The following is a 24,365-nucleotide window of genomic DNA, read 5'->3' as shown; positions in this document are numbered from 1 at the left end:
ACTGCAGATTCATATCTACTATGTTGAATTGGAGGCAAAGCTTCAAAATATTATTGAATCGTATAGGGGGTTAAAGTTATACAAATATTACTTCAGATCATTAAATAATTGGTAAGGATTAGTTGGAAATATCATATAAAAACTTACAGAAAAGAGGTTTTTCGATTGGTTTATAAATCCTGGAAAAATAAACTATTACTTGTGTTAGCCGTAGTTTTGTTCAGCTTACTTTTAGGACTGTCTGTGAATGAATTTGCCAGTGGAGAAGAGAGTGGCTTTTCATCCCTGGAAGAAGATATAGAAACTATTATTGGTGACGATGAAAACTATGCTGTATTCGTGAGTACAAAGGACGGAGATATAGGAATTGAGGAAGAAAAGGTATATTCTTCTGCAAGTACCATTAAAGTGCCTATTTTAATCGAAGCATTGCGTCAAGCAGAACAAGGAATAATAAATCTGGATGAAAAGGTTACGGTAAGCGATTCCGATATTACTTCAGGTGGCGGAATCATCCGGCATATGTCAGATGACCAAATTCTATCATTGAGAGACTTGTTATATCTAATGATTACGCAGTCAGATAATACAGCAACAAATATGATTATTGAAAGAGTTGGAATGGGTTCTGTCAATCAGGCTATTGCTGAAATGGGTGCTGATGATACAAAATTGCAAAGGTATATGATGGAATCTGTTACACCGAATGATAATCTTACTTCAGCTAAAGATATGGCAACTATAATGGAAGCGGTATATGAAGGAGACATATTGAGCTCTGAAAGTAAAGAGGAATTTTTAAGAATGATGGCGGAAGGTATTTTAAGCCATTATAAAGACGATGATCATAGCGGTGTCAGTCTTTATAGCAAAGGCGGAAGCTTAGGCAGTACGAATGTCAGACATAATATTGGCATGTTTACTCATCAGGATGAAGCAGTATATGTGTCTGTTATGTCTCAAAATGCTACTTTAAAATCTTCCCGAATAACAATGGCAGAAATTGGCGAGCGTGTCATGGACTACCTGGTAGAATAAAATAATCATGTATGCTCTCTATTAAATTTAATTTTCCGTTCTAAGGATTCATTTAAACTCTTATTCAAAAAGGGAGGTTTAAGAAAGTATGGTAAAGAAAATGAAAAAATATTTTCATATGTTTGTCGTGTTCACACTATTATTGAGTTTAGGCATTAGTGACATCCGTGTAAGCGCTGCAGCTAACGATGGTTTCGATACGATCATTCGAGGTGGAAGCATTGTAGATGGATCAGGCCTGGATCGATATGATGCCGATGTCGCTATTAAAGATGGATATATCGCAGAAATTGGCGATTTATCCAATGCGACAGCAGAACAGGAAATCAATGCAGAAGGAAATTTTGTGGCACCTGGATTTATAGATGTTCACAGTCACGCTAGCCTTGCTGCACTGCAAGAAGCTGAAAGTCCATTAAGCCAGGGCGTCACGATGGAAGTACTAAGCCCTGATGGCGGAGGACCAACAGATCTTCAGTCCCGCATTGATTTGGAAGAAAGCGGTTTGGGAATAAATATCGGATCCTATATTGGCTTTAATTCCGTTTGGAGTGAAGTAGTCGGTAATGAAGACAGAAGAGCAACTGATGCTGAAATGGAAGAAATGCAAGCCCTTATCACAGAAGCAATGGAAAAAGGTGCTGCAGGTGTTTCAGCAGGATTGTTTTACAGACCGGCTTATTTTGCAGAGACGGATCAAGTAATTGATGTGGTGAGTGCAGCAGGAGAATGGAGAACCAATTTTCCAAACCACCAGAGAAATGAAAATAATGAAGTAATTGAAGCTACTGAAGAAACGATTGAAATTGGTGAGGAATCAGGATTGGCACCGGTTATTACCCATATCAAGACAATGGGGCCTAATAACTGGGGAAAATCTGAAGAAATGATGCAGCTCATCAATGATGCAAATGAGCGCGGTGTTTATACTGCTGCAGATATTTATCCATATCTCAGAAGTCAGACAGGGCTTACAGCCATCGTTCCACCATGGGCGGAAGAAGGCGGAAGAAGTGCCATGCTGGAAAGGTTTGCAGATCCTGAATTACGGGACATTATTGAAGAAGAGATTGAGGAAATAATGTATAGCCGTGTTCAAGGACCTGAGGGTGTATATTTTCCAACGAAACGGATGACCCTTGCTGATTATATGGATACAGGAGTTGGGAACCCACGGAGCAGAACCCTTTTATCATTTCTCAATTTAAACTATGAACAGGAATTTGATGTTGATATCGATGAAATAACCGTAACAAATGCAAGTGGAAATGTAGCGTATGAATATGACTTTGAAGGTGATAACGGAGAGGAATGGGATACATCCAAATTTGACGTATTGCATTCATACCCGTCTAATGCAGTAACTCGTACGATCAATGATAATACGGGACATACAAATGTAGCTCCGAGAATAAGCGGGAATGCAAGTGCCTACGGAAATGTTACCCCTGCAATGGCAGACGTGGGAGATAGTGAAACATTTATGCGCTTTAAAGTCGGGGATACGATGGGAGCAAACCAGATCATGCGGGTATGGATTAATTCCGATAACTTTGGATCGGGAAGTTCATTCCCTGTAAATGGTTATGGCATTGCGGTGCGTCTTGACCAGGATCGTATCCAGGTATACGAAAGGGAAAACAGTTCATCCACGATTCATGAGACCATTTCCAATGCCGGAATTGAACCGGACACTTGGCTCGATTTAAAAGTGAAACTGGAAAATGACACTTTACTCGTGAAAATGTGGCCGGCAGATGAAGAAGAACCAGCAGATTGGGACTCCATAGTAGATGTTTCCAAAGAAGAAGTAATTGAAGATCAGAAAGCAATGGTAAGCATAACAAATCTTGATTCTGCCAGCAACACATTCCATTTTGACGATTTCAGGGTAGAGTCAGCTACTGGACAAGATATATATTATGAGTATGATTTTGAAGGAAACAATGGTGATGGCTGGCATAGCGATAAGTTTATCAACATTCATTCATTCCCGGAAGAAAGTGTTGACTTTAGTATTCAGGATAATACAGGAGTAGTTACACTTGATGGCTATGACGCTGATTTATGCTGCAGTACGTATGGCAAATTTACTCCTGCCATGGATGATGTGAAAAACAGTGATGTTTTACTGCGCTTTAAAGCAGACGAAATTGGCGGAGATCAGCAGCTGAGAATATTTACAAAAGCGGATGAAATCAAATCCGGCATGACGTTGCCTGCAAATGGATTCGGGGTTGAAATAGACTTTGAAGACAATGAAATGTCATTCATCAATCGTGAAGAAAGTACGACAACAGTTCTTGATACTGCAGATGCTGCCCTGGATACGGATTGGCATACGCTAAGATTGCGTGCTGAAGAAGATGAAGTAAGTATCCGTATTTGGAAAGACAGTGAGGAGGAGCCAGAAGACTGGAATTTCACTTACGTTGAAGAAGAAAGGGAGTTAACGATTGGTGAAACAACAATGCAAATTCTGGAAACAGAAGGAAGCTTGCGGACCATTTATGACTTTGGGCACGAAGATGACTTTAGGAGATTTATTCAATCTCCAGTAGTTGCCATCGCTTCTGATGGCGGAGCAAGTACTTCCAATGAAGTCCATCCAAGACGTTATGGAACACAGCCAAGAGTTTTAGGCCACTATGTAAGGGAAGAAGGACTGCTTGCTTGGGAAGAAGCTGTTCAAAAAATGACTTCACTCCCTGCTGCGCTGATTGGTCTGTCTGATCGTGGCTATCTTGCTGCAGGTATGAAAGCAGACATTACGATTTTTGATCCTGATTCTGTTATAGATCATGCTACATTTGAGGAACCAAGACAGTTCGCTGATGGCATTGAACAAGTGCTGGTAAATGGTGAATTAGCCCTGAACAATGGCGAACTAACTGGCATTCAAGTTGGGGAATTTGTAGAAATGGAGCCAAACATGCCGACTCGTCCTGTAACGCAAGATGAAAATGTGGAGGCAACTGAAAACCGTAAAATATTATCCTTAGATGGTTCAGAAACCGGATCCTCGATTTCCTTTAATCTTGAACAGGGAGAAAGTGATCATGGGGCAACTGGTAGTATGACATTTGTAAGTGATGACATGGAACTCATTGCTGATAACTTAGGCAGAATCCAGACTTTTGATGACTGGGTGAGCTTTACTGGATCAGGAACAATCAATGGTGAAACGTTGACAACATTCAGGGTTACTGTTGATGAGAAGGATCCGACAATTGATGATGAAAAACCGGTAGTAACGATCGATATCGCTGGACAGGATCAAATAAAAGGATTCTTAGGCGAAGAAGGTGCAGAACTGCCTGAAGAGCCTATAAGTATTGAAGAAATGAAGCTTCTCGTTGATGAATACAGGGAAAATGGGGAGATTTCCAATGATGAACCTGCCCGGGTATTACAGACACATTTGACTGCCGTTGGTCAATATGAAGAAAACGGAGAGTTGGACAAGGCGATTAGACATATGAACAGCTTTAAAGATGAATTGCTTGTTCATTATGAAGAAAGTGAATTAATCTCTGTGGAAGCAGCTGCCACTCTGACTGCCCATGCAGAAAGTCTTCTTGAGTTTTGGGAATAGTTTGAGTTCGGGAGCAGACTAGTTCAATAGAATGTTGATTTGACTACTTGGCACTCCCTGTGACAAAGAGACGGTCACAGGGAGTTAAAAAAAGTGAGAGGAGAACTATCATGCAAAGAAAACGAATGAGACAATCAGCTTCTATATTTTTAATCATTCTTTTAACCATCACCATGCCAATGACAGGATTAGCAGGAGACCCAGGGGATCCAAGACAAACGCCTACCGCTGTTGGTGATGGTGGAGCTGTGTCCACAGAGCATCCAGATGCATCTAATGCAGCGATTGAAACACTGAAAAAAGGCGGTAATGCGGTTGATGCGGCTGTAGCAGCTGCTGCAGCTCAGGGTGTTACTCGTCCATTCTCAGGCGGAGTTGGCGGTGGAGGTTTTATGAATATTTACCTGGCCGATGAGGAACGCTCCGTGGTTTTGGACCATGTAACGGAAACAAGTGAAAACTTCGGGCCGGAATCCTATATTAATCCGGAAACAGGAGAGCTCTACCCTGCAAATGTCCGCAGTGCGAGCGGAATGGCAACAGGTAAGCCAGGGATGGTGAAAGCCTGGGAGGAGGCGTTGGAAGAACATGGAACTATGAGCCTGGAAGAAGTGTTGCAGCCGGCAATTGAAGTCGCAGAAGAAGGTTTTCCTGCAGATGATAACTTCATTCGGGAAGTAGGAGAACACGCTGATAAATTCCGGCTTTTTGAAAGCTCGATAGAACTTTATCTCGATGAAAATGGTGAAGTGCCAGAACCAGGGACAATCATGAAAAATCCTGATCTTGCTGAAACATATCGTTTAATTGCGGAACACGGCAGTGAAATTTTTTATGAAGGTGAAATTGCTGAGGCCATTATTGATACTATTCATAACCCGCCGGTTGTGGATAATCCAGAGAGAGAGGTCTTGGCAGGGAATATGTCAATGAATGATCTGCAAAATTATGAAGTAATTCATAAAGAGCCGACTCATACGACATACCGTGATTATGACGTTTACAGTGTACCACCTTCATCAAGTGGTGTAACGATTACTGAGATATTGAATATATTAGAGGCTTATGACCTTGGTGATGTGCCAAAAGCTCAAGCCTATCATTACTTTTTGGAGGCTTCCCGTTATGCATTTGCTGATCGGAGCATGTATATGGGGGACCCTGCACATACAGTAATCCCTGTAGATGGCTTAATGTCAAAAGGTTATGCTGCTGAGCGCAGATTTAACGTATCAGATGATTTTGCTACGATTGGACAGGTTGCTCCGGGAGATCCGTGGCCATATGATGAAGATCCGGATAAACAGCCGGAACTTCCAGAAGAAGGGGTAGCTTTCCAACATAGTTTTGAAGGAACAGATGGAGATCATTGGGATCCGACTATTTTTGCTAATCTTCATTCATGGCCTGGCACACCGCCCGGCGCGGAGTTTACCATTCAGGATAACACTGGACAGGTAGTAATGGATAACAGGCTTCAAGGAAATGGAAGTGCATATGGGTTAATTACCCCGGACATGCGTGCTTTAAATGAAAGTGAACTGCTTGTGAAGTTTAAATTTGATGAACTAGGGAATGATCAGCGCTTACGATTCTGGATTCAGGCGGATCGGTTCAGTTCTGGAAGTTCCATGGCAGAAAATGGATATGGAATTGAATTAAGAGCCGATGATCAAAGGTTAATTTTGCGTGGAAGAGAGGACGGAAGTTCCACTACACTTGGTACTGCGAACACGGAATTATCCACAGACTGGCACTGGCTACGACTAAAAGCAGAAGGTGATCATCTGGGCGTTCGTCTTTGGAATGATGATATGGAAGAGCCAGATGAATGGGCTGTTACACATGAATTGTCTGATGAGGAAAAAGAAAATAATAATTTGGGAAGAGCACTCCTAAGCATTATTAATTTTGATCATGACAGTGGAAATACGATTCAGTTTGATGAGATTAACGTAAATGATTTAGCTGATGATACACAACTGACAGCAATGGAACAAAATGCTGCTGCACCATTGACTGCACTCGAGCAAGATGCGGCGGATTCTCAGGAAGCGGAAGAAGAAATACCTACAGAGACCATTCATTTATCTGTAGCTGACGGTGATGGTAATGTAGTGAGCTATACGAAGACGATTAACAGTATTGCAGGGAATGGAATGGTTGTTCCTGGCTATGGGTTTATTTTAAACAACGGATTTTCCGGTCGGACACCAATGCAGGATCCGGACCATCCCAATGCCCCGAGACCGGGACTTCGCATGCTGAGCGCGATGTCTCCTACGATTGTGGCAAAAGACGGGGACCCGGTAATGACGATTGGATCACCAGGCAGCAACCGAATTATCACAACAAATTTACAGATTATCATCAGTCTGCTTGATTTTAATATGTCACTACCGGAAGCAGTTGATGAACCGCGTTTATCACAGCGGAATTTAAGCCATGCCAGTACACAATTTGAAGGTGTGTACCTTGAAAAATATGGGGCACTTTTAGATGAACTGGAAGATATGGGACACACGTTTATTGCAGATAATGCTCCACAGGGAATTAGTGCAGCAAATGGCCTTGAATTTCTGGAAGATGGAAATATCCGAGCTGCTTCGGAGCCGGAGAGAAGAGGTGGAGGAAGCGCGATGGCTATTGATATGGATGAGATAGAAGATCCTGCCCCTCCTGGAGATTCCAGTGTGGCTCTGATGAAGGAACTCGTTGAAGAGCATGCAGCAAACGGGGAAATCACAGATGAAGAAGCTGCCCGCTTGCTTACTACGCATTTGACTGCGATAGAGCAGTATGAACAACAAAGCGCGATAGATAAGGCTATAAGGCATATGAACAACTTTAAATTGCTGGTAGATTATCAAGGTGATGAAGGGTTGATTTCTGAAAATGCTGCCGGCGAGTTAAAAGCACATGCAGATGTTTTGCTTGATGCGTGGGAGTAGATGGATAGATTTGGACGGATTCTTACCTTGGTGGCAGGTGTTAACCTGTCATCAAGGTAAAACTTAGAAGAATTTTATCGAGAGAGAAAACGAAACAGAGCATCTTGGAAGATCCATAATCAATTTTTTTAAGAAGCAGCACAAGTTTGTAGTCAGGGTTGACTAAAATTGAAATTTCCTGCCTCACTGGGCTATGTTTATAATTGGCTAGCGGGTAGTTGAAGGGATACTTTCTTTACGTGCAATTATAAATTTACCACGAATTGAAGATGTTGGTCCCGATGATGTGTAGATGATGCATTCCCAACATTTATGTCTATATCAATTTTAATGCCGCATAGAAATGAATCTGGGATGTTATTACTGATATTTTGTGACTTGGAAATTCCGGAATAGAGAAGTTCTTAGAACAGATTAGAGAAGTGATAATTTTATATATACAATTTCAAATCTGGATAGGAGGGTAGTGAATATACGTAGTATGCAAGGAGATAGATAATAATCACAATTATTTAAATTTCACTTTTCTGGAAGCTCGTTCTGTAGCATTGCCCCTGAACATTATGAAATATGGAAGTGAACTTGACTGTCTGTTAATATCTACGTTTTAAAAAAAGGAGGATTAGCATGTTTAAGTTTATTGAGCGATATGGAGTGATAGCTATTGCTTGTGTAATGTTGATAGTTTTGCTTACGTCAATGGAAAGCGGACAAGCGGAAGTAGAGACTTTTTCTGAATTAAAGAATAATGTGGAAGAGATTGTGAATGAAGCTGATACTGATGGAAATATTGGGGTTTTTATTGAAACAAGCGAAGGGATCATAAATATTAATGAAACGGAAGTAATGTCTTCTGCTAGTGTTATCAAAGTTCCTATTTTGGCTGAAGCTGTAAGACAAGCCGAAAGAGGTGACTTAGTTTGGGATGATGAGGTGCTTGTGGAAGCGTCGGATGCAGTTGGTGGAAGCGGTGTTATTAGAGATATGGACTTGCCAGTAGTTATGCCCGTCCGAGAATTGGCAGAGTTGATGATGACTGTTTCTGACAATACAGCTACGAACATGATTGCTGAAAGAGTAGGGTTTGATCAAATTAATTGGACTTGTATTGAATTAGGGTGTGAAGAAACTGTGATGCAGAATTCAATATATACATCAATGCCCCAGGATAGAGGACCTCACAATTATACAACTGCGAAAGATATGGCAACAGTTGTTGCAGGAGTAATTAACAAAGATATTTTTTCCCAGGAAGGTAAAGAAGAATTTTTAAGAATTATGAGAGAAGTACCGGATGGCAGGTTGACTGCGTACAAAGATCCGGAGATTCACGGAGACATCCAGACAGGCCGTAAAGGTGGCTCAACAGCAAGCCCAAGAGTGCTTCATGATGTGGGCGTTTTTACACTTGGGGAAGAAGAAATATATGCCGCAGTCCTTACGCATAATGTAGTTCCTAATACCGCAACTCCTACCATTGCTGAGATCGGCAAAGTGATTATGGATTATATGGTTGAGAATGACTGATCGGAGGGTATTAGGATGAGAGCCTTTATAAGCTAAGATTAAGCTATTTATAAGACCATATCGTTGCAATACACGTGTTGAAATAATTATTCTGGGGGGATTAACATGTCAAAAATGATAAAAAGAATGGCGATTGTAGCTGTTATTTTTTTGCTGCTGCCAGGTATGGTTTTACAAATACCTACTGGACAGCTTCAAGCTGATAATCAAGAAGTCGAAACAGATTTGATTGATTTCGTGCCTACTTGGGTTAAAGAAGGCGGAAGACACGAAATGTTAAAAAGAATGGTTGATCCTGAGTTGCGGTTGCAAATTGAGGAAGAAATTGAAGAAATAGTGAATGAACGTGTAGAGAGCGCATCCGATATCCGTTTTCCTGAACTAGGGGATACACTTGAGGATTGGATGACAGACTTTGACCGAGAAACAAACTTCGACTACGAAATTGATCAAGGGCAGGGGCTATGGAGCTTCGTCAACTTAGATTTCGACAATGGCAATATGCTCCATGTTGACGAGTTTACAGTTGAAGATTTGGATGAAGAAACGATTGCATTCACATATGACTTTAATGGTGAAGATGGTGATTCGTGGGATCCAGAAGCCTTTGGTGAGGACCTTTTTGTATACCCAAGAAATCCGGATGCCGTGAGATACAGCATCGAAGACAATACCGGGAAAATGGAGATTGACGAAAGGAGGGATGGAACATCTAGCAGCTATGGGAAACTAACTCCAATTATGGAAGATTTAGAAAACAGTGAGGTCCGAATGCGTTTTCGGGTGGATGATTTAGGCAGTACACAATGGTTAAGAGTCTGGGTGCAATCCGATCAGTTTGGGTCTGGTAGTTCATTTGCTCGGAATGGTTATGGGATTGCATTGCATCTTGGAACGGACGAGTTAGCTTTGCAAAGAAGAGAAGACAATAGTACAACCAAAGTGGAAGGTGTAACAGCCAATATGACGACGGATTGGCATTGGTTGAAGTTACGTGCTTCAGACGGCAAGGTTTCGGTTAGTCTATGGAACGATAATGAAGAAGAACCTGGGGATTGGGACATTGAATACGATATTCCTGAAGTTCATAAAAAGTCTATGTTAAGTTTTGCTAACCTTGACAAGGATAATGTAAATACATTTTTTATTGACGAACTTACTGTGGAGTCACCAGAGAATGAATCTATCTTCCATCATGACTTTAATGGCGAGGATGGTGCTAATTGGAATTCAGAAGCTTTTGATCAACTTCATTCATACCCAAATCCGGACAATTCAGATGGGGTAAAGTATAGCATACAGGAAAATACGGGTAAGATTGAGCTAGGATCACAGCAAGCCGATTTAAGCGCCTCTTACGGTAGGGTAATACCTAATATGGAAAATCCAATGGAAAGTGATTTACTAATGCGCTTTCGCACTGATCAAGTGGGTAATGACCAATGGATGAGGGCATTTATTCGGGGTGATGAGTTCCTCGACGGTAACTCTTCTCCTCGAAACGGATACGGTATTGAATTAAATTTAAAAACAGACCAGTTAAAGCTATTTGGAATGGAGAACAAGAACACTTTCCATTTTGACAGTATTGATGCAAATATGACGACCGACTGGCATTGGTTAAGACTACACATTGAAGGCAATGAACTAGCTGTCCGCCTTTGGGAAGATGGAGATGCTGAACCTGAAGATTGGGACATGATTCAAGAAGTTAGTGAAAATGTCTCTGCTGGTGAATCGATTATGCGATTATTGCATTTAAGAGGTAATTTGACAACCATTTATACCTCGATTGAAGATCCCGAAGATCCCGGTGAGTATTCTATCGATCAAATGATGACACAGGTTGAGGAATTCTTGGACGAGGGGTCCATTGTAAGTGACGAAGCAGCAAGACATTTACAGACTCACCTGACTGCAGTAGAACAATATGAAGAAATTGAGTCCATGGATAAGGCCATCAAACATATGGAAAGCTTTAAAATGTTATTGGAACATCAGAAAGAAGACGAATTGATCTCAGAGATTGTGTATGATGAACTTAAAACGGGTGCAGATAACTTGATTGAACAGTGGGAATAGCGTTTTAGTTATGCTGTCAGCTGCATTACCTCTGCGGTTAATTGATTAAATACTAAATTGAATCTTCCCATAATAGTACAGTATTCTATAAACTGGGATGCTGTGCTTTTCTTTACGTGGAATGCGTTTGATCCATGTGTAAGGTTTGTAGATAAAAGAGTGTAATCCTTAACAGGTTTTATCCTTATTTTAACTGATTTAGGAGTTATGACCCAATGCACATCATGTAGGATCGTGGCTCTTCTCATATATCTTTTTTCAGAGATAATGCTCACTGTAGTAAGATTATAAACTTACTAGGTGTCGGGAAAAATTGATTATTTAAGGCGGCATGTACCATAGAGCTTTTGGAAATTCGCCATACTAACGTGCGAACCTCTTAAAGTTTTCATCCTTCCATCGCCTTCTTCTTAGAAGGTGATGGTGGTTCTTTACTGGTACCTGTCACCAGTTTATCAATTGGATTATTCTATGTTTTTCTTATTATTCAGTGATATTTGTATTTAGTTTAACATTTCAATATATCGAATCGGAAATAACTCGCCCCCTGTTTGATTACTTCGGTAACTTCTTTCACAATTTTTAAGTTTGTTTCTTTTTTCGGCTCAATTTTGTTAATGAAGACTTTATATCACAAGGAATTTTTTTGGTTAAACAATATCATGTAAATACTTCAAAATAACTTTGGTATTAAGAGGCAAATAATCTGAATCCTTCCAAAAAACGGATATGGAACTTTGTAGATCCTGGTTTTTAAGATTAATAGCTGTAATATTACTTGAATTGATTAATTCGATCATGTCTTTTGGCATGATGGTAACTCCCAATCCATATGAAACCAAATTGGCAATGGTCAGCATTTCGGGTCCAACACAAAACGTTTTTGGCACAAATCCCGCAGTTAAACAGGCACGTTGTAAAAGATAATATAATGAAGGTGAATTATTAGAGTCATAATGAATGAAATTTTCATCCCGTATATCATATAAATCAACCGAAGCGTTTTTCGTTATTCTATGGTCCTTTGCAACGACTAACTGTATGGGATATCTAGAAAATTCCAGCATATTAAGCCCCTGTTTTTTTATCTTTTCGGGATCGATTGGTGTTCTGATGAAAGCAAGATGACATTTTTGCTGCTTTAACAATTCAATGGCTTGGACAGAAGTAGTTTCATATAAAGAAATTTCAATGTCCGGCATATCTTTATGCAGCATGCTTAAAATATTTGGCAAATAGTTACTTGCAGCGGAAGGAACGGTTGCTATTTTTATTGTGGTTTCAGGTATCGCTTGTTTATTTGTTAGTTCGCTAACTGTACTTTCAATGTCCTGAAATAGAGGGGATAGTTTTTTGTGTAAATATTTGCCCTCTGCCGTTAGTTCCACTTTTCTTGTAGTGCGATCAAATAGTTTAAAACCCAGTTCTTTTTCAAGTGACGTAATTTGCTTGCTGAGTCCGGGCTGTGAGATATGAAGTATTTCTGAGGCTTTACTGTAGTTTAAATGACGTGCAACCTCTAAAAAATATCGGAATGATAATAGATTCATTATTGATGCTCCTTTTTACATAATTATGAGAAATATTTTTGCCTTATCATACAAATGAAACTCTATTTTTCAGAAAATAGAAATATGCCTGCATGTTAATTTATAATATATGAATTTAGTTTTTGCAATCATAACAGTTAAACTCTCAACTGTTAAGTTATGCTTTCCCCATACCTATTAAAGGTGTAGTGGGAAAAACTCTTTCTTTTTTTTGCTTCAAGAAATCCTTCTCGATGATACAAAATTAATTCTTTGATCCTGTTTTTTGTTCTTTTGTAATAAGAAAGTTTTACATAGCCGACATGCTTTAAGGGATATTTAGTAGGGATATTCTACTAATATAAGAATTTTATGGAATTAATTGTAATAAAATAGTTACTATTAATCATTTTTTCTAATGAAAATATTTTATCGGTAAACTTCTTTTTTTTAGGATAAACAAAATACTGTTCCGATGCCTTGTGAATTTTAACCGTACATACTTTCTGCCCAGTTTGTAAGCATTAAAAGGTAGTACCAATTATTCAATTTGTAATCATCAGATTATTAGCGACTTAATTCGACATCATTTGTGTTGCGTATCTATTATAGTGAAACTAGCAACAAGAATCAGCCTGAAAGATTGCCAGGTTGGTATAGGGAGTTGTAAAAGGGGGGCAGTTTTTTTAGGGGTTCAAAATCGAAGGGAGGATAAAGTGTGAGAAAAAAACAAAGACAGGTTCGTGCATTTAGTATTTTGGCATCGATCGTCATGATTTTCTCATTAATTACACCAGGACTGACATTTGCGGAATCGAATGGGAAGGTAAACCATTCCCTTAACGATTCAAAGATAAATGTTCAAAATAAAGTAAGCAGCAGCTTACAAAGCCAACTTGAGAACGAAGACAAGGTAACATTTTTAATCAAGTTTACGGAAACAGCGGATGTAATGGGGGTTGCCCATGAAGCCAGAGAAAGTGCGCAAAATGCTAATCTTTCTGCACTGAGTCAGGAACACGCACAGCGTTCTGCGGTGATTTCCGAATTAAAATCAATTGCGAGGGAGTCACAGCAAAAGACAAAACTCTTCCTTGAAGAACAAGAAGATATGGGTAATGCGGAAGATATTCGTTCCTACCATATTGTGAACGGTATGGCTGTTACTGCGACAAAAGAAGTTGCAGAAAAGCTGGCTTCTTTCTCTGAAGTAGAAAAGCTTTTGCCAAACGAACAGCGTGAATTGATAAGAGCGGTGGATACCGAAGCTGAAGTGCCTGAAAACGAAACAGCAGAAATTGAGTGGAACGTCGACCGAATAGGTGCACCGGCTGTATGGGATATGGGCATTGATGGACAAGGGACGGTTGTTGCTAGCATCGATACAGGTGCTGATTGGGAACACCCGGCACTGCAGGATAAATATCGCGGATACGATCCAGCAACCGGTGAGGTTGATCATACGTACAGTTTTTATGATCCGGTTAATGGAGAAGAAGTGCCGTATGATGATGACAGTCATGGTACACATGTGACCGGAACAATGGTAGGAAGTGAAGCAGATGGGTCGAATCAAGTAGGTGTGGCTCCAGGTGCACAGTGGATTTCAGTCCAAGCTTTCACACCAGCAGGTGCATATGACACTGACTTGCTTGCCGCAGCGCAGTGGATTTTAGCTCCAGGCGGCGACGCAACGAAAGCGCCTGATGTTGTAAATAACTCTTGGGGAGGTGGACCGGGGCTTGATGAGTGGTACCGTGATGCGGTTACTGCATGGAGAGCAGCAGAAATTTTCCCTGCATTTGCAGCTGGAAATACGACGCTGACAAATCCGGGTGGACCTGGATCAGTTGCTGTGCCTGCAAATTATCCCGAGTCCTTTGCTACTGGTTCCACCAACAGCAGTGACGATAAATCTACCTTCTCTTTAGAAGGACCATCGCCATATGATGAGATCAAACCGGATATTGCAGCACCGGGTGAAGGTGTCCGATCTTCCATACCGGGAGGTGGTTATGGTGGAAAAAACGGTACCTCTATGGCTTCTCCAGCAATTGCCGGGGTAGTAGCATTGTTGAAATCTGCAAATGCAAATCTTGATGTAGATACCACAGAAGAAATTTTAATGGAAATGGCTGATTCAGAAGCAGGAACAGATGAATCTTTTCCTGAGTCTCCAAATAATGGATATGGATACGGAATTGTTGATGCTTATGCAGCAGTTTCGTCTGTGATTTCTGGTTTAGGAACGATTGAGGGGCAGGTCACGATGCATGGAGAGGATACCGAACCTCCAACGTATGAGCATGAATCACCTGCTGAGATTTATGAGGGAATGGATTTGGATCTGACTATCGAAGCAAGTGATAATGTAAGTGTTACTTCAGTAGAGTTCCATTATAATGATGAAGTAGTAGAATTACCTAGAGCTTCCGGGGATCATCGTTCCGGTGAGTATAATGTAACGGTGCCTGGAGAAGAGATTGTTGGGGATGAATTCACCTATCACTTTGTCATTAATGACTATGGAGGAAACGAGGTTACAACCGACATTTATGAAGTAAATATAGAACAGGGAATCACAGTTGGTTATTTCCAGGATTTTGAAACTGCGCCGAACGGCTGGATTTCCTATGGGGAAAACAATTCTTGGGAATGGGGCATACCTACTTATGGTCCTGATGCTTACTCAGGTGAAAGAGTATATGCCACGAATCTTGATGGGGATCATGGTGCTAATAACGATATGATGTTAGAAATGCCTCCGATTGATTTGCCTGAGGGAAATTCATATCTGCAGTTTAAACATTGGTATCATACCCATGCTACTTGGGATATGGGATATGTTTTGATTTCCACTGATCAGGAGAATTGGGAACAACTTGCTATTGTTGAGGGTGAAAGTGATGGTTGGGAAGATTTTGAATTAAGGTTGGGAGACTATGCTGGGCAACGTGTTCATATTGCGTTTCATTTTACGAGCACTGCAGTTGTTCATAATGAAGGCTGGTATTTAGATGACGTCGGTTTAAGTGATGAACCGTTATACGAAGACACAGAGCCACCAACCTATCAGCATGAGGTGCCAGCTGTTGCTTATGATGAAATGAATCTTCCTGTCGGTATTGACGTTCAGGATAATTTTAGTGTTGAATTAGTTGAGCTGCAATATCAAGATTCAGAGGGAAGTGAATGGCAATCTGTAGATGCAGAGCTTATAGATGGTGATGAATTAGATGGAAGCTATTCTGCAACACTTCCGGGTGACATTGTTAGTGAACCATCAATTGACTATAGATGGCGTATAGTTGACTACGGTGGAAATGAGGTAGTAAGCGATATTTATGAGGTTCAAGTGGATACTGGCATAACACTCGGATACAGTGAAAATTTTGAAACGAACCCAGGCTGGATCTCTGAGTATAGAAGTTCCTGGGAAGTCGGCACGCCAACTTCAGGACCTGAGGGAGCAATTGCAGGGGAAAATGTTTATGCTACAATACTTGATGGAGATTACCCTGGAAACAGTAGCGATCAGTTGATTATGCCGCCTGTTGAATTGCCTGAAGGTAATGCTTATCTGCAGTTCAAACATTGGTATATGTTTGAACAAGGTTCAGGTGATTTTGGGGAAGTACAAGTGTCTACAGATCAGGAAAATTGGGAAACACTTGCACACTTCAGTGGACAGGGCAGCATTTGGCAGCATATAGAAGCAGACTTGTCAGATTATGCTGGAGAAGAAATATATTTAGCATTTTATTTTGAAAGCGATGGTTCTGTTCATGAACCTGGATGGTACTTGGATGATGTTGAATTGACTGACACGTCCATATTTAGTACGACTCATCTGTCCCAGCAAAATGGTTTTGAGAAAATGAAAGCCGAGGACACTTTGGAAACACAAAGCAATACGAAGGAAAAACAATCAAATGATAATAAAAGAGCGTTACAAACAGATGCGAAGAACCATAGTGTACCAGAAAAGGATAATCCTCAAACTGAAAATAGCAAAACTGAGAATGAAAGCAATGAAGCAAATGTTTCTGGATTACCGCTGGCTGCAAGTGTCAGTGTAATAGAGTCTGGTAGATCTGTTAACACAAACCCTGAAGATGGAACCTACTCTTTTGTTAATGCAGCTGGTGATTTTACAGTTGCAGCAGAATCATATGGATTCCATCCGAATGAACAATCAGTCACGATCGAAGAAGATAGTACAACAGAGGTTAATTTCACCTTAGAGGAAATGGATCAGTATACAGTCAGTGGCACCGTTACAAACGAAAACTCCGGTGATCCAATTGAAGGAGCAGCAGTGCTTCTTGTAGAAGATGCTAATGTTGATCCTGTGGAAACGGATGTTAACGGAGATTATGAAATTACCGGTTATGAAGGTGACTACACTTTAAGAGTAATTGCGTCTGATTTTTATTCCAAAGATGTGGAAATAACGATTGATGGTAATGTGCCCCTTGATATTGAGCTGGAGCCATTCTATACTGTCCCTGGTGGAGAGATCTATTATGATGATGGTACAGCGGAAAACGCACGCGCATTCTATGATGCTGGTAACAAATGGGCAGTAAAAATGAGCTTACCTGAAGATAGGGATTCTGCACTTGTCACTGATGGTGTATTCCAGTTCCATGACACAGATTTCCCTACACCAGGTGATACGCCATTCGCAGTTGAAGTTTGGTCAGCTGGTGAGGACGGGATGCCTGATGAAAGATTGGCTGGTCCGGTTGAAGATGAAGCGATCAGGGATCTGGATGAATGGACGGTAGTTGACCTGCGTGATGAAAGCATCCAGGTTGATGGCGACTTCTTCATGGTCTATGTCCAAACCCAGGATAATACAAACTCACCTGGACTTGCTACAGATGAAGATAGTCCGAATGCTGAAAGAAGCTATCAGGAAGTTGGAGGTGTATGGTCACCATCTCCGGCTGCTGAGGGTAACTACATGATCCGCGCCCGGGTAGCATACGAAGTAGAAACACCTGTAATCACTTCACCTGATGAAGGGCTGATTACAAATGAAGCTGACGTGACTGTAGAAGGTACTGCTTCTCCAGAAACAACAGTGGAAGTGCTGCAAAATGGTGAAGAAGCAGGTTCTGTAGAAATTGGCGAAGATGGAAGCTTTGCTTTGGATACAGAATTGGCTGAAGGTGAAAATGAATTTACAGCATTAACGTATGTAAATGGTGAACAGGCTGATGAGTCTGATCCTGTAACAGTAACACTGGATACAGAAGCACCGGATCTAACGATTACCAGTCCGGAAGACGGTGAGAAAGCAGATCGTGAAATAGCAGTGGAAGGTACTGTGAGCGATGAACACCTTGATGCCGTTACGGTGAATGGTGAGGAAACAGAAGTTACTGATGGGGCGTTTTCACATCAAATTCTTCTGTATGAAGGAGAGAATGTAATTGAAATTGTGGCAACTGACCTGGCTGGAAATACAACAACCGAAACGATTACTGTATATGTTGATGACACTCCACCGGAAATTTTCAATCTAAAGCCCGATGAAGATAAGGAATTGGAAACCGGTCAATCTGTCATGATTGAGTTTGAAAGTGAACCGGGATTGCAAGCAAAATTTATCGTGCATATGCCGCTTACTGACCCTATCATGCAAACTGAAACAGCTTTAGAATTACCGATGATGGAAATAAGTGAAGGCAAATATGTCGGATACTGGACAGTGCCGCGTAGCGCTTATGCTAACGGGGCAGCCATAGAGGTCATTGCTACAGACAGCTTTGGCAACGAAGCCCGTAAACGGGCAGAAGGCAGATTGTTTATAAATCTAGAAGATTAGACACAGGGGATATTTTCCTGTTGCATAATGATTATATGGAAGGATGCAGAGACTTTGATGTTCACTCTGCATCCTTTTTTGCATTACAGCGGGAGAAGTCTGGTTCTGCAAATAACAATCGATAGTTTGTTAGAATTAATATGGTGGAAATTTGATAATTATAGCGGAATGTAAATCCAGTTTACTGAACTACTCGTGATTAAAATCAAGAGATTCCTGCGAACACCAACGTAACCGCTAGTTATTTAGCAGGCAAAGCCATAGTCCCTACGGTGAAAGAACAATTCTTGTACGTTGACTCGCCACGCTACCTACTTAGCTTGGGTTTCGCTACTCCGGTGAGCGTGGGGTGAAAGAATGTTGAAGATTTTACGTTGCAGACGTTTTTTCTGCAACAACCTTATACCTTCAGTTTTCAAAGAGCAATCTATACCAAGATATGATACCATACCTAATCTAAACATATCGGCTAATTAACGTGCCAAAAGACACGCCTTATCCGAAACCGGTTCATCTCATGATTGAAGTCACGATTGTTCTCGACTGAATCATAAAATAGTGAAAACAATTTCCCCCCCTTTTAAAAAATATAATAAGATTCGTCCCGGTGTTTCAAAAATGGGTCTATTTTCCTTTTTTAATCTTTTGTGATAGGAAAGTTTTATATATTATTGAACTTGTAAAGATAGTTGATAGGTAAATTATACCAATTAGTATTCTTGATTCAATTTTTGTGAAAAAATTAGTAACTATTAATCATTTTATTGTATAAATCTTCTGGATTGTTTTTATTCTGTAAGAACGCTTTCCCTCTATAATAGTATTTGGTATATTGTCCTACCTACCTTTTGCCTACTTTATTTTCGAGAAGAACCAGGACTTATTAATCAATTTGGAATTATCGGATATTTATAGACATATTTCGACACATTCTGACTTGATTATCTACTATAGTGAAACTAGCAACAAGGCTAGCCTGGTAGATTACCAGTGTTGGGAAAATATAAGAGAAGGGGGCTAGTTTTTCGTTTCAAGGGGTTCAAAATCGAAGGGAGGATAAAGTGTGAGAAAAAAACAAAGACAGGTTCGTGCATTTAGTATTTTGGCATCGATCATCATGATTTTCTCATTAATTACACCAGGATTTACATTTGCAGAGTCGACTGGAAAAGTAAGTCAGTCACTTAATGATTCAAAAGTTAATGTTCAGAACAAAGTAAGTAATAACTTGCAAAGTGAATTCGAGAACGAAGATAAAGTAACATTTTTAATTAAGTTTACGGAAACAGCTGATGTAATGAATGTTGCCCAGGAAGCGAGAGATAGTGCGCAAAAAGCAAATATTTCCGCACTGGGTCAGGAACACGCACAGCGTTCTGCGGTAATTTCCGAATTAAAGTCAACAGCGATGGAGTCACAACAAAAAGTACAGCATTTCCTCGAAGACCAAGAAGAAATTGGTAATGCGGAGGATATCCACGCCTACCATATTGTAAATGGAATGGCAGTTACTGCGACAAAAGAAGTTGCAGAAAAATTAGCTTCTTTTCCTGAAGTAGAAAAGCTTTTGCCAAATGAACAGCGTGAGTTAATCAGGGCAGCGGATACGGAGACGCAAGTTCCACAAAACGAAACAGCAGAAATTGAGTGGAACGTAGACCGTGTTGGTGCACCGGCTGTTTGGGATATGGGCATTGACGGTCAGGGCACGGTTGTTGCGAGCATCGATACCGGTGCTGATTGGGAACACCCTGCACTGCAGGATAAATATCGTGGATATGACCCAGCTACAGGTGACGTAGACCATACGTACAGCTTTTTTGATCCGGTTAACGGAGAAGAAGCAGCCTATGATGATGACGGTCATGGAACCCATGTTACTGGTACCATGGTTGGAAGTGAAGCAGATGGATCGAACCAAGTAGGTGTTGCTCCAGGTGCGCAGTGGATTTCTGTGCAAGCATTCACTCCTCTGGGTGCTTATGATACAGATCTGCTTGCGGCAGCAGAGTGGATTTTAGCACCAGGTGATGACGTAACAAAGGCGCCGGATGTTGTAAATAACTCATGGGGTGGCGGACCTGGACTTGATGAGTGGTACCGTGATGCAGTTACTGCATGGAGAGCAGCAGAAATTTTCCCTGCTTTTGCAGCCGGGAATACGACGCCGACAAATCCAGGTGGACCTGGATCAGTTGCTGTACCTGCAAATTATCCAGAATCTTTTGCAACAGGTTCCACGAACAACAGTGACGATCTATCCAGCTTTTCTTTAGAAGGGCCATCACCATATGATGAGATTAAACCGGATATTGCTGCACCGGGTGAAGGAATCCGTTCTTCACTGCCAGGTGGCGGATATGGTGGCATGAACGGTACTTCCATGGCATCTCCAGCAGTTGCCGGGGTAGTTGCATTGTTGAGATCAGCGAATGCAGATCTTGATGTAGATACAATGGAAGGAATTTTAATAGAAATGGCAGATTCCGAAGCAGGAACAGATGAATCTTTCCCTGAGTCTCCAAACCACGGATACGGACATGGAATTGTTGATGCTTATGCAGCGGTTTCTTCTGTTGTTTCTGGTCTTGGAACCATTGAAGGGCAGGTTACAAAAGATGGAGAAGATAATGAAGCTCCAACTTATAACCACGCGGCACCTTCAGAAACGTATGAGGGAATGGATCTGGATCTAGCTATTGAAGCAAGTGATAATGTAAGTGTTACTTCTGTAGAATTGCACTACGATGATCAAGTAGTTGAAGCAACCCGTACTTCTGGTGATTTCCAATCCGGTGAATATGCCGTGACGGTGCCTGGGGAAGATATTAATGATGAACAATTTACGTATCATTTTGTCATTAATGATTTTGGAGATAATGAAGTTACGACGGAAGAATATGTGGTAGATGTACAACCTGGTATTACGGTAGGCTATGAAGAGGATTTTGAATCAACTCCAGTAGGCTGGTATTCTTTCGGCGAAAATGACACCTGGGAGTGGGGAGAGCCTACTTCTGGACCGGAAGAAGCTGCATCCGGAGATAATGTCTATGCCACTAATTTAGCAGGGGATTATGTAAACAGCTCCGATGCTATTTTAATGATGCCGCCTGTTGATTTGCCTGAAGGGGAGTCTTATTTACAGTTCAATAATTGGCATGATATTGAGACCAACTGGGACAACGGTTATGTCGTTATTTCCACCGATCAGGAAGACTGGACAGACTTAATGACATTTACTGGTGCAACTGATGGTTGGGAAGCTGCAGAGGTTGATCTATCCGATTATAGTGATCAGCGTGTATATGTAGGCTTCCACTTTGATTCAGATGCTTCAATTACAAACCCGGGCTGGTATATTGATGATGTTGTATTGTCCGATGAATCATTAAATATCGAGTCCCGTAATGTAGGATTATTTGATGAGCCAATGATGGCACCGAAAGAAAAAGAAAAATTAAATGAAGAAAGTACTTCTGTAAATACAGAAACTGCTGAAAAAGAAGAAACTGTAGAAGAAGTACAACCTGCTAGTGGACTTCCATTAGAGGCGCAGGTAAGTGTGCTTGAAAGCGGTCGTTCCACAAACACAAACCCACAGGATGGGTCGTATAGATTAATGCATGCTGCAGGTACATTTACTGTAGTGGCTGAAGCATACGGATTCTATACTGATGAGCAAACAGTAACAGTGGAAGAAGATAGTACAACAGAAGCGAACTTCACTTTGGAAGAGCTTCCTGAAGGTACTGTGAGCGGCACTGTTACAAGTGAAAATTCCGGTAATCCGATTGAAGGAGCAACAGTACTTCTTGTGGAAGATGCCAATGTTGATCCTGTTCAAACGGATGCTAACGGGAATTACGAAATTACCGGTTATGAAGGCGATTATACTTTAAGAGTAATTGCGACTGATTTCCATAGCAAAGATGTAGAAGTAACCATTGATGGGGAAGTATCTCTTGATATTGAACTGGAGGCATTCTTCACTGTCCCTGGCGGAGAGATCTACTATGATGATGGTACAGCCGAAAACGCACGTGCATTCTATGACGCAGGCAACAAATGGGCTGTAAAAATGTCCCTGCCTGAAGAAAGAGATACTGCACTTGTGACAGATGGAGTATTCCAGTTCCATGATGATGAATTCCCTGTTCCAGGTGGTACCCCATTTGCGGTTGAAGTATGGTCGGCAGGTGATGACGGTATGCCTGATGAAAGACTGGCTGGACCAATTGATGCTGATGCAGTCAGAGATCTGGATGAATGGACCGTAGTTGATCTGCGTGATGAAAGTATTCAAGTAAATGGCGACTTCTTTATGGTCTATGTGCAAACACAGGATAACACGGGCGCGCCTGGACTTGCTACAGATGAAAATAGCCCGAATGCAGAAAGAAGCTATCAGGAAGTAGGCGGAGTTTGGTCCCAATCTCCTTTGGATGAAGGGAACTACATGATCCGTGCACGTGTAGCTTATGAGGTGGAAACACCTGAAATTACTTCACCTGAAGAAGGACTCGTTACAAATGAAGCTGATATTACTGTAGAAGGTACCGCTTCTCCAGAAACAACGGTAGAAGTGATGCAAAATGGTGAAGAAGCAGGTTCTGTAGAAATTGGCGAAGATGGAAGATTTGCTGTGGATACGGAATTGGCTGAAGGTGAGAATGAATTTAGCGCCATAACGTATGTAAATGGTGAACAGGCTGATGAGTCTGATCCTGTAACAGTAACACTGGATACAGAAGCACCGGAACTCGCTATTGACAGTCCGGAAGACGGGGAGAATACGAACCGTGAAACAGCTACAGTGGAAGGTACTGTAAGTGATGAACACCTTGATACAGTTACTGTAAACGGTCAGGAAACAGCCGTTGATGATGGGGCGTTCTCACAACGAATTCTTCTTGATGAGGGAGAAAATGTAATCGAAGTTGCGGCAACAGACTTGGCTGGAAATACTGCCACAGAAACAGTTACTGTATATGCTAAATATACTGCACCGGAAATTTCCAACTTAACACCGGATGAAGATGTAGAACTTGAAACAGGTCAATCCGTGATGATTGAATTCGAAAGTGAACCGGGACTGCGTACAAGCTTTGTGGTGCATATGCCATTAACGGACTTTGGTATACAAACGTTAAATGCTACGGAGTTACCGATGATGGAAACAACACCAGGTAATTATGTAGGATATTACACAGTGCCACAGAACACTTATGCTGACGGAGCAGTTATTGAAGTAATTGCAAAAGATGAATTTGGCAATGAAACCCGCCAGCAGGCAGAAGGAAGACTGTTCATTAACGTGGAGTGAAACATAGGGACGGTTCTTCTGTTGCAAAATGTTTAAATGTGGGAGGGTGCAGAGGCTTTATGTCTCTGTGCTCTTTTTTTACATAGTAACAAAGGACCTGCTCTGAAGTTGAGACTTTTTACTTAGTTTTGTTTTTTCTGATTTGAAAGTGTTACTTAATAAATCTTTGATTAAATGTTGATTTGAGAAATTTATCCCAGGAGTGAATCTAGGTTTCGATTTATTGTAATCAGGATAGTAATTTTAATCATTTTTATCGCAGTGTAACTGGCTGGCCGACAAAAACGCCACGTCCTGGGACTACGGGACAGTAGTTCCTCGTCCCATCATAAAGAATTGTGGCATTGTCGGCATTAGCACGTCCTGTACGTCGTAAGACTCCCACTTCAAGCATGAAGGAAACATGAAAATGCTAAGTGGGAGATCCAACAGCCAGTAACGGCCCGATTCGTTCAAGGGCCTTTAGGTCATACCCTTGCGG

The 24,365-nt window shown here is 41.1% G+C and carries 8 protein-coding genes; 7 read left to right on the top strand and 1 reads right to left on the bottom strand.

The annotated features are described in order from the left end of the window. Positions 1–165: 165 nt before the first annotated feature. From ACDX78_RS20490 to ACDX78_RS20470, 5 genes are all read left to right on the top strand, one after another. Positions 166–1,038, top strand: a complete 873-nt coding sequence (locus ACDX78_RS20490; protein WP_486030325.1) for a serine hydrolase — start codon at positions 166–168, stop codon at positions 1,036–1,038. Between the two features lie 88 nt (positions 1,039–1,126). Beyond that, a complete protein-coding gene (locus ACDX78_RS20485; RefSeq protein WP_486030323.1) occupies positions 1,127–4,633 on the top strand; it encodes an amidohydrolase family protein in 3,507 nt (1,168 codons plus the stop codon). A 110-nt stretch (positions 4,634–4,743) separates the two neighbouring features. Then, entirely contained in the window at positions 4,744–7,584 is a 2,841-nt protein-coding gene (locus ACDX78_RS20480; protein WP_486030321.1) for a gamma-glutamyltransferase, read from the top strand. A gap of 627 nt (positions 7,585–8,211) precedes the next feature. Further along, positions 8,212–9,111, top strand: a complete 900-nt coding sequence (locus ACDX78_RS20475) for a serine hydrolase (protein ID WP_486030320.1) — start codon at positions 8,212–8,214, stop codon at positions 9,109–9,111. Positions 9,112–9,216: 105 nt separating this feature from the next. Beyond that, positions 9,217–11,193 (top strand): FIMAH domain-containing protein, encoded by a 1,977-nt coding sequence (locus tag ACDX78_RS20470; RefSeq protein WP_486030319.1) that lies wholly within the window; start codon positions 9,217–9,219, stop codon positions 11,191–11,193. A 650-nt stretch (positions 11,194–11,843) separates the two neighbouring features. On the opposite strand, the gene ACDX78_RS20465 is transcribed toward ACDX78_RS20470, so the two are convergent. Further along, positions 11,844–12,743 carry a LysR family transcriptional regulator gene (locus ACDX78_RS20465; RefSeq protein ID WP_486030317.1) on the bottom strand — a complete coding sequence of 300 codons (900 nt, stop codon included), beginning with the start codon at positions 12,741–12,743 and terminating at the stop codon, positions 11,844–11,846. Positions 12,744–13,440: 697 nt separating this feature from the next. Here ACDX78_RS20465 and ACDX78_RS20460 point away from each other — a divergent pair. Further along, positions 13,441–18,558, top strand: a complete 5,118-nt coding sequence (locus ACDX78_RS20460) for a S8 family serine peptidase (RefSeq protein WP_486030315.1) — start codon at positions 13,441–13,443, stop codon at positions 18,556–18,558. Between the two features lie 1,063 nt (positions 18,559–19,621). Beyond that, positions 19,622–23,884, top strand: a complete 4,263-nt coding sequence (locus tag ACDX78_RS20455; RefSeq protein WP_486030313.1) for a S8 family serine peptidase — start codon at positions 19,622–19,624, stop codon at positions 23,882–23,884. Positions 23,885–24,365 lie beyond the last annotated feature (481 nt).

The organism is Virgibacillus oceani, assembly GCF_041521345.1.
Classification (GTDB): domain Bacteria; phylum Bacillota; class Bacilli; order Bacillales; family Amphibacillaceae; genus Virgibacillus_N; species Virgibacillus_N oceani_A.
This window is presented reverse-complemented; position numbering and strand designations above follow the sequence as displayed.

Bases quoted from the DNA above. Each gene is read 5' to 3' on its own strand.
- ACDX78_RS20480 (WP_486030321.1), top strand. From the start codon at position 4,744: ATGCAAAGAAAACGAATGAGACAATCAGCTTCTATATTTTTAATCATT.
- ACDX78_RS20475 (WP_486030320.1), top strand. From the start codon at position 8,212: ATGTTTAAGTTTATTGAGCGATATGGAGTGATAGCTATTGCTTGTGTA.
- ACDX78_RS20465 (WP_486030317.1), bottom strand. From the start codon at position 12,743: ATGAATCTATTATCATTCCGATATTTTTTAGAGGTTGCACGTCATTTA.
- ACDX78_RS20470 (WP_486030319.1), top strand. From the start codon at position 9,217: ATGTCAAAAATGATAAAAAGAATGGCGATTGTAGCTGTTATTTTTTTG.
- ACDX78_RS20485 (WP_486030323.1), top strand. From the start codon at position 1,127: ATGGTAAAGAAAATGAAAAAATATTTTCATATGTTTGTCGTGTTCACA.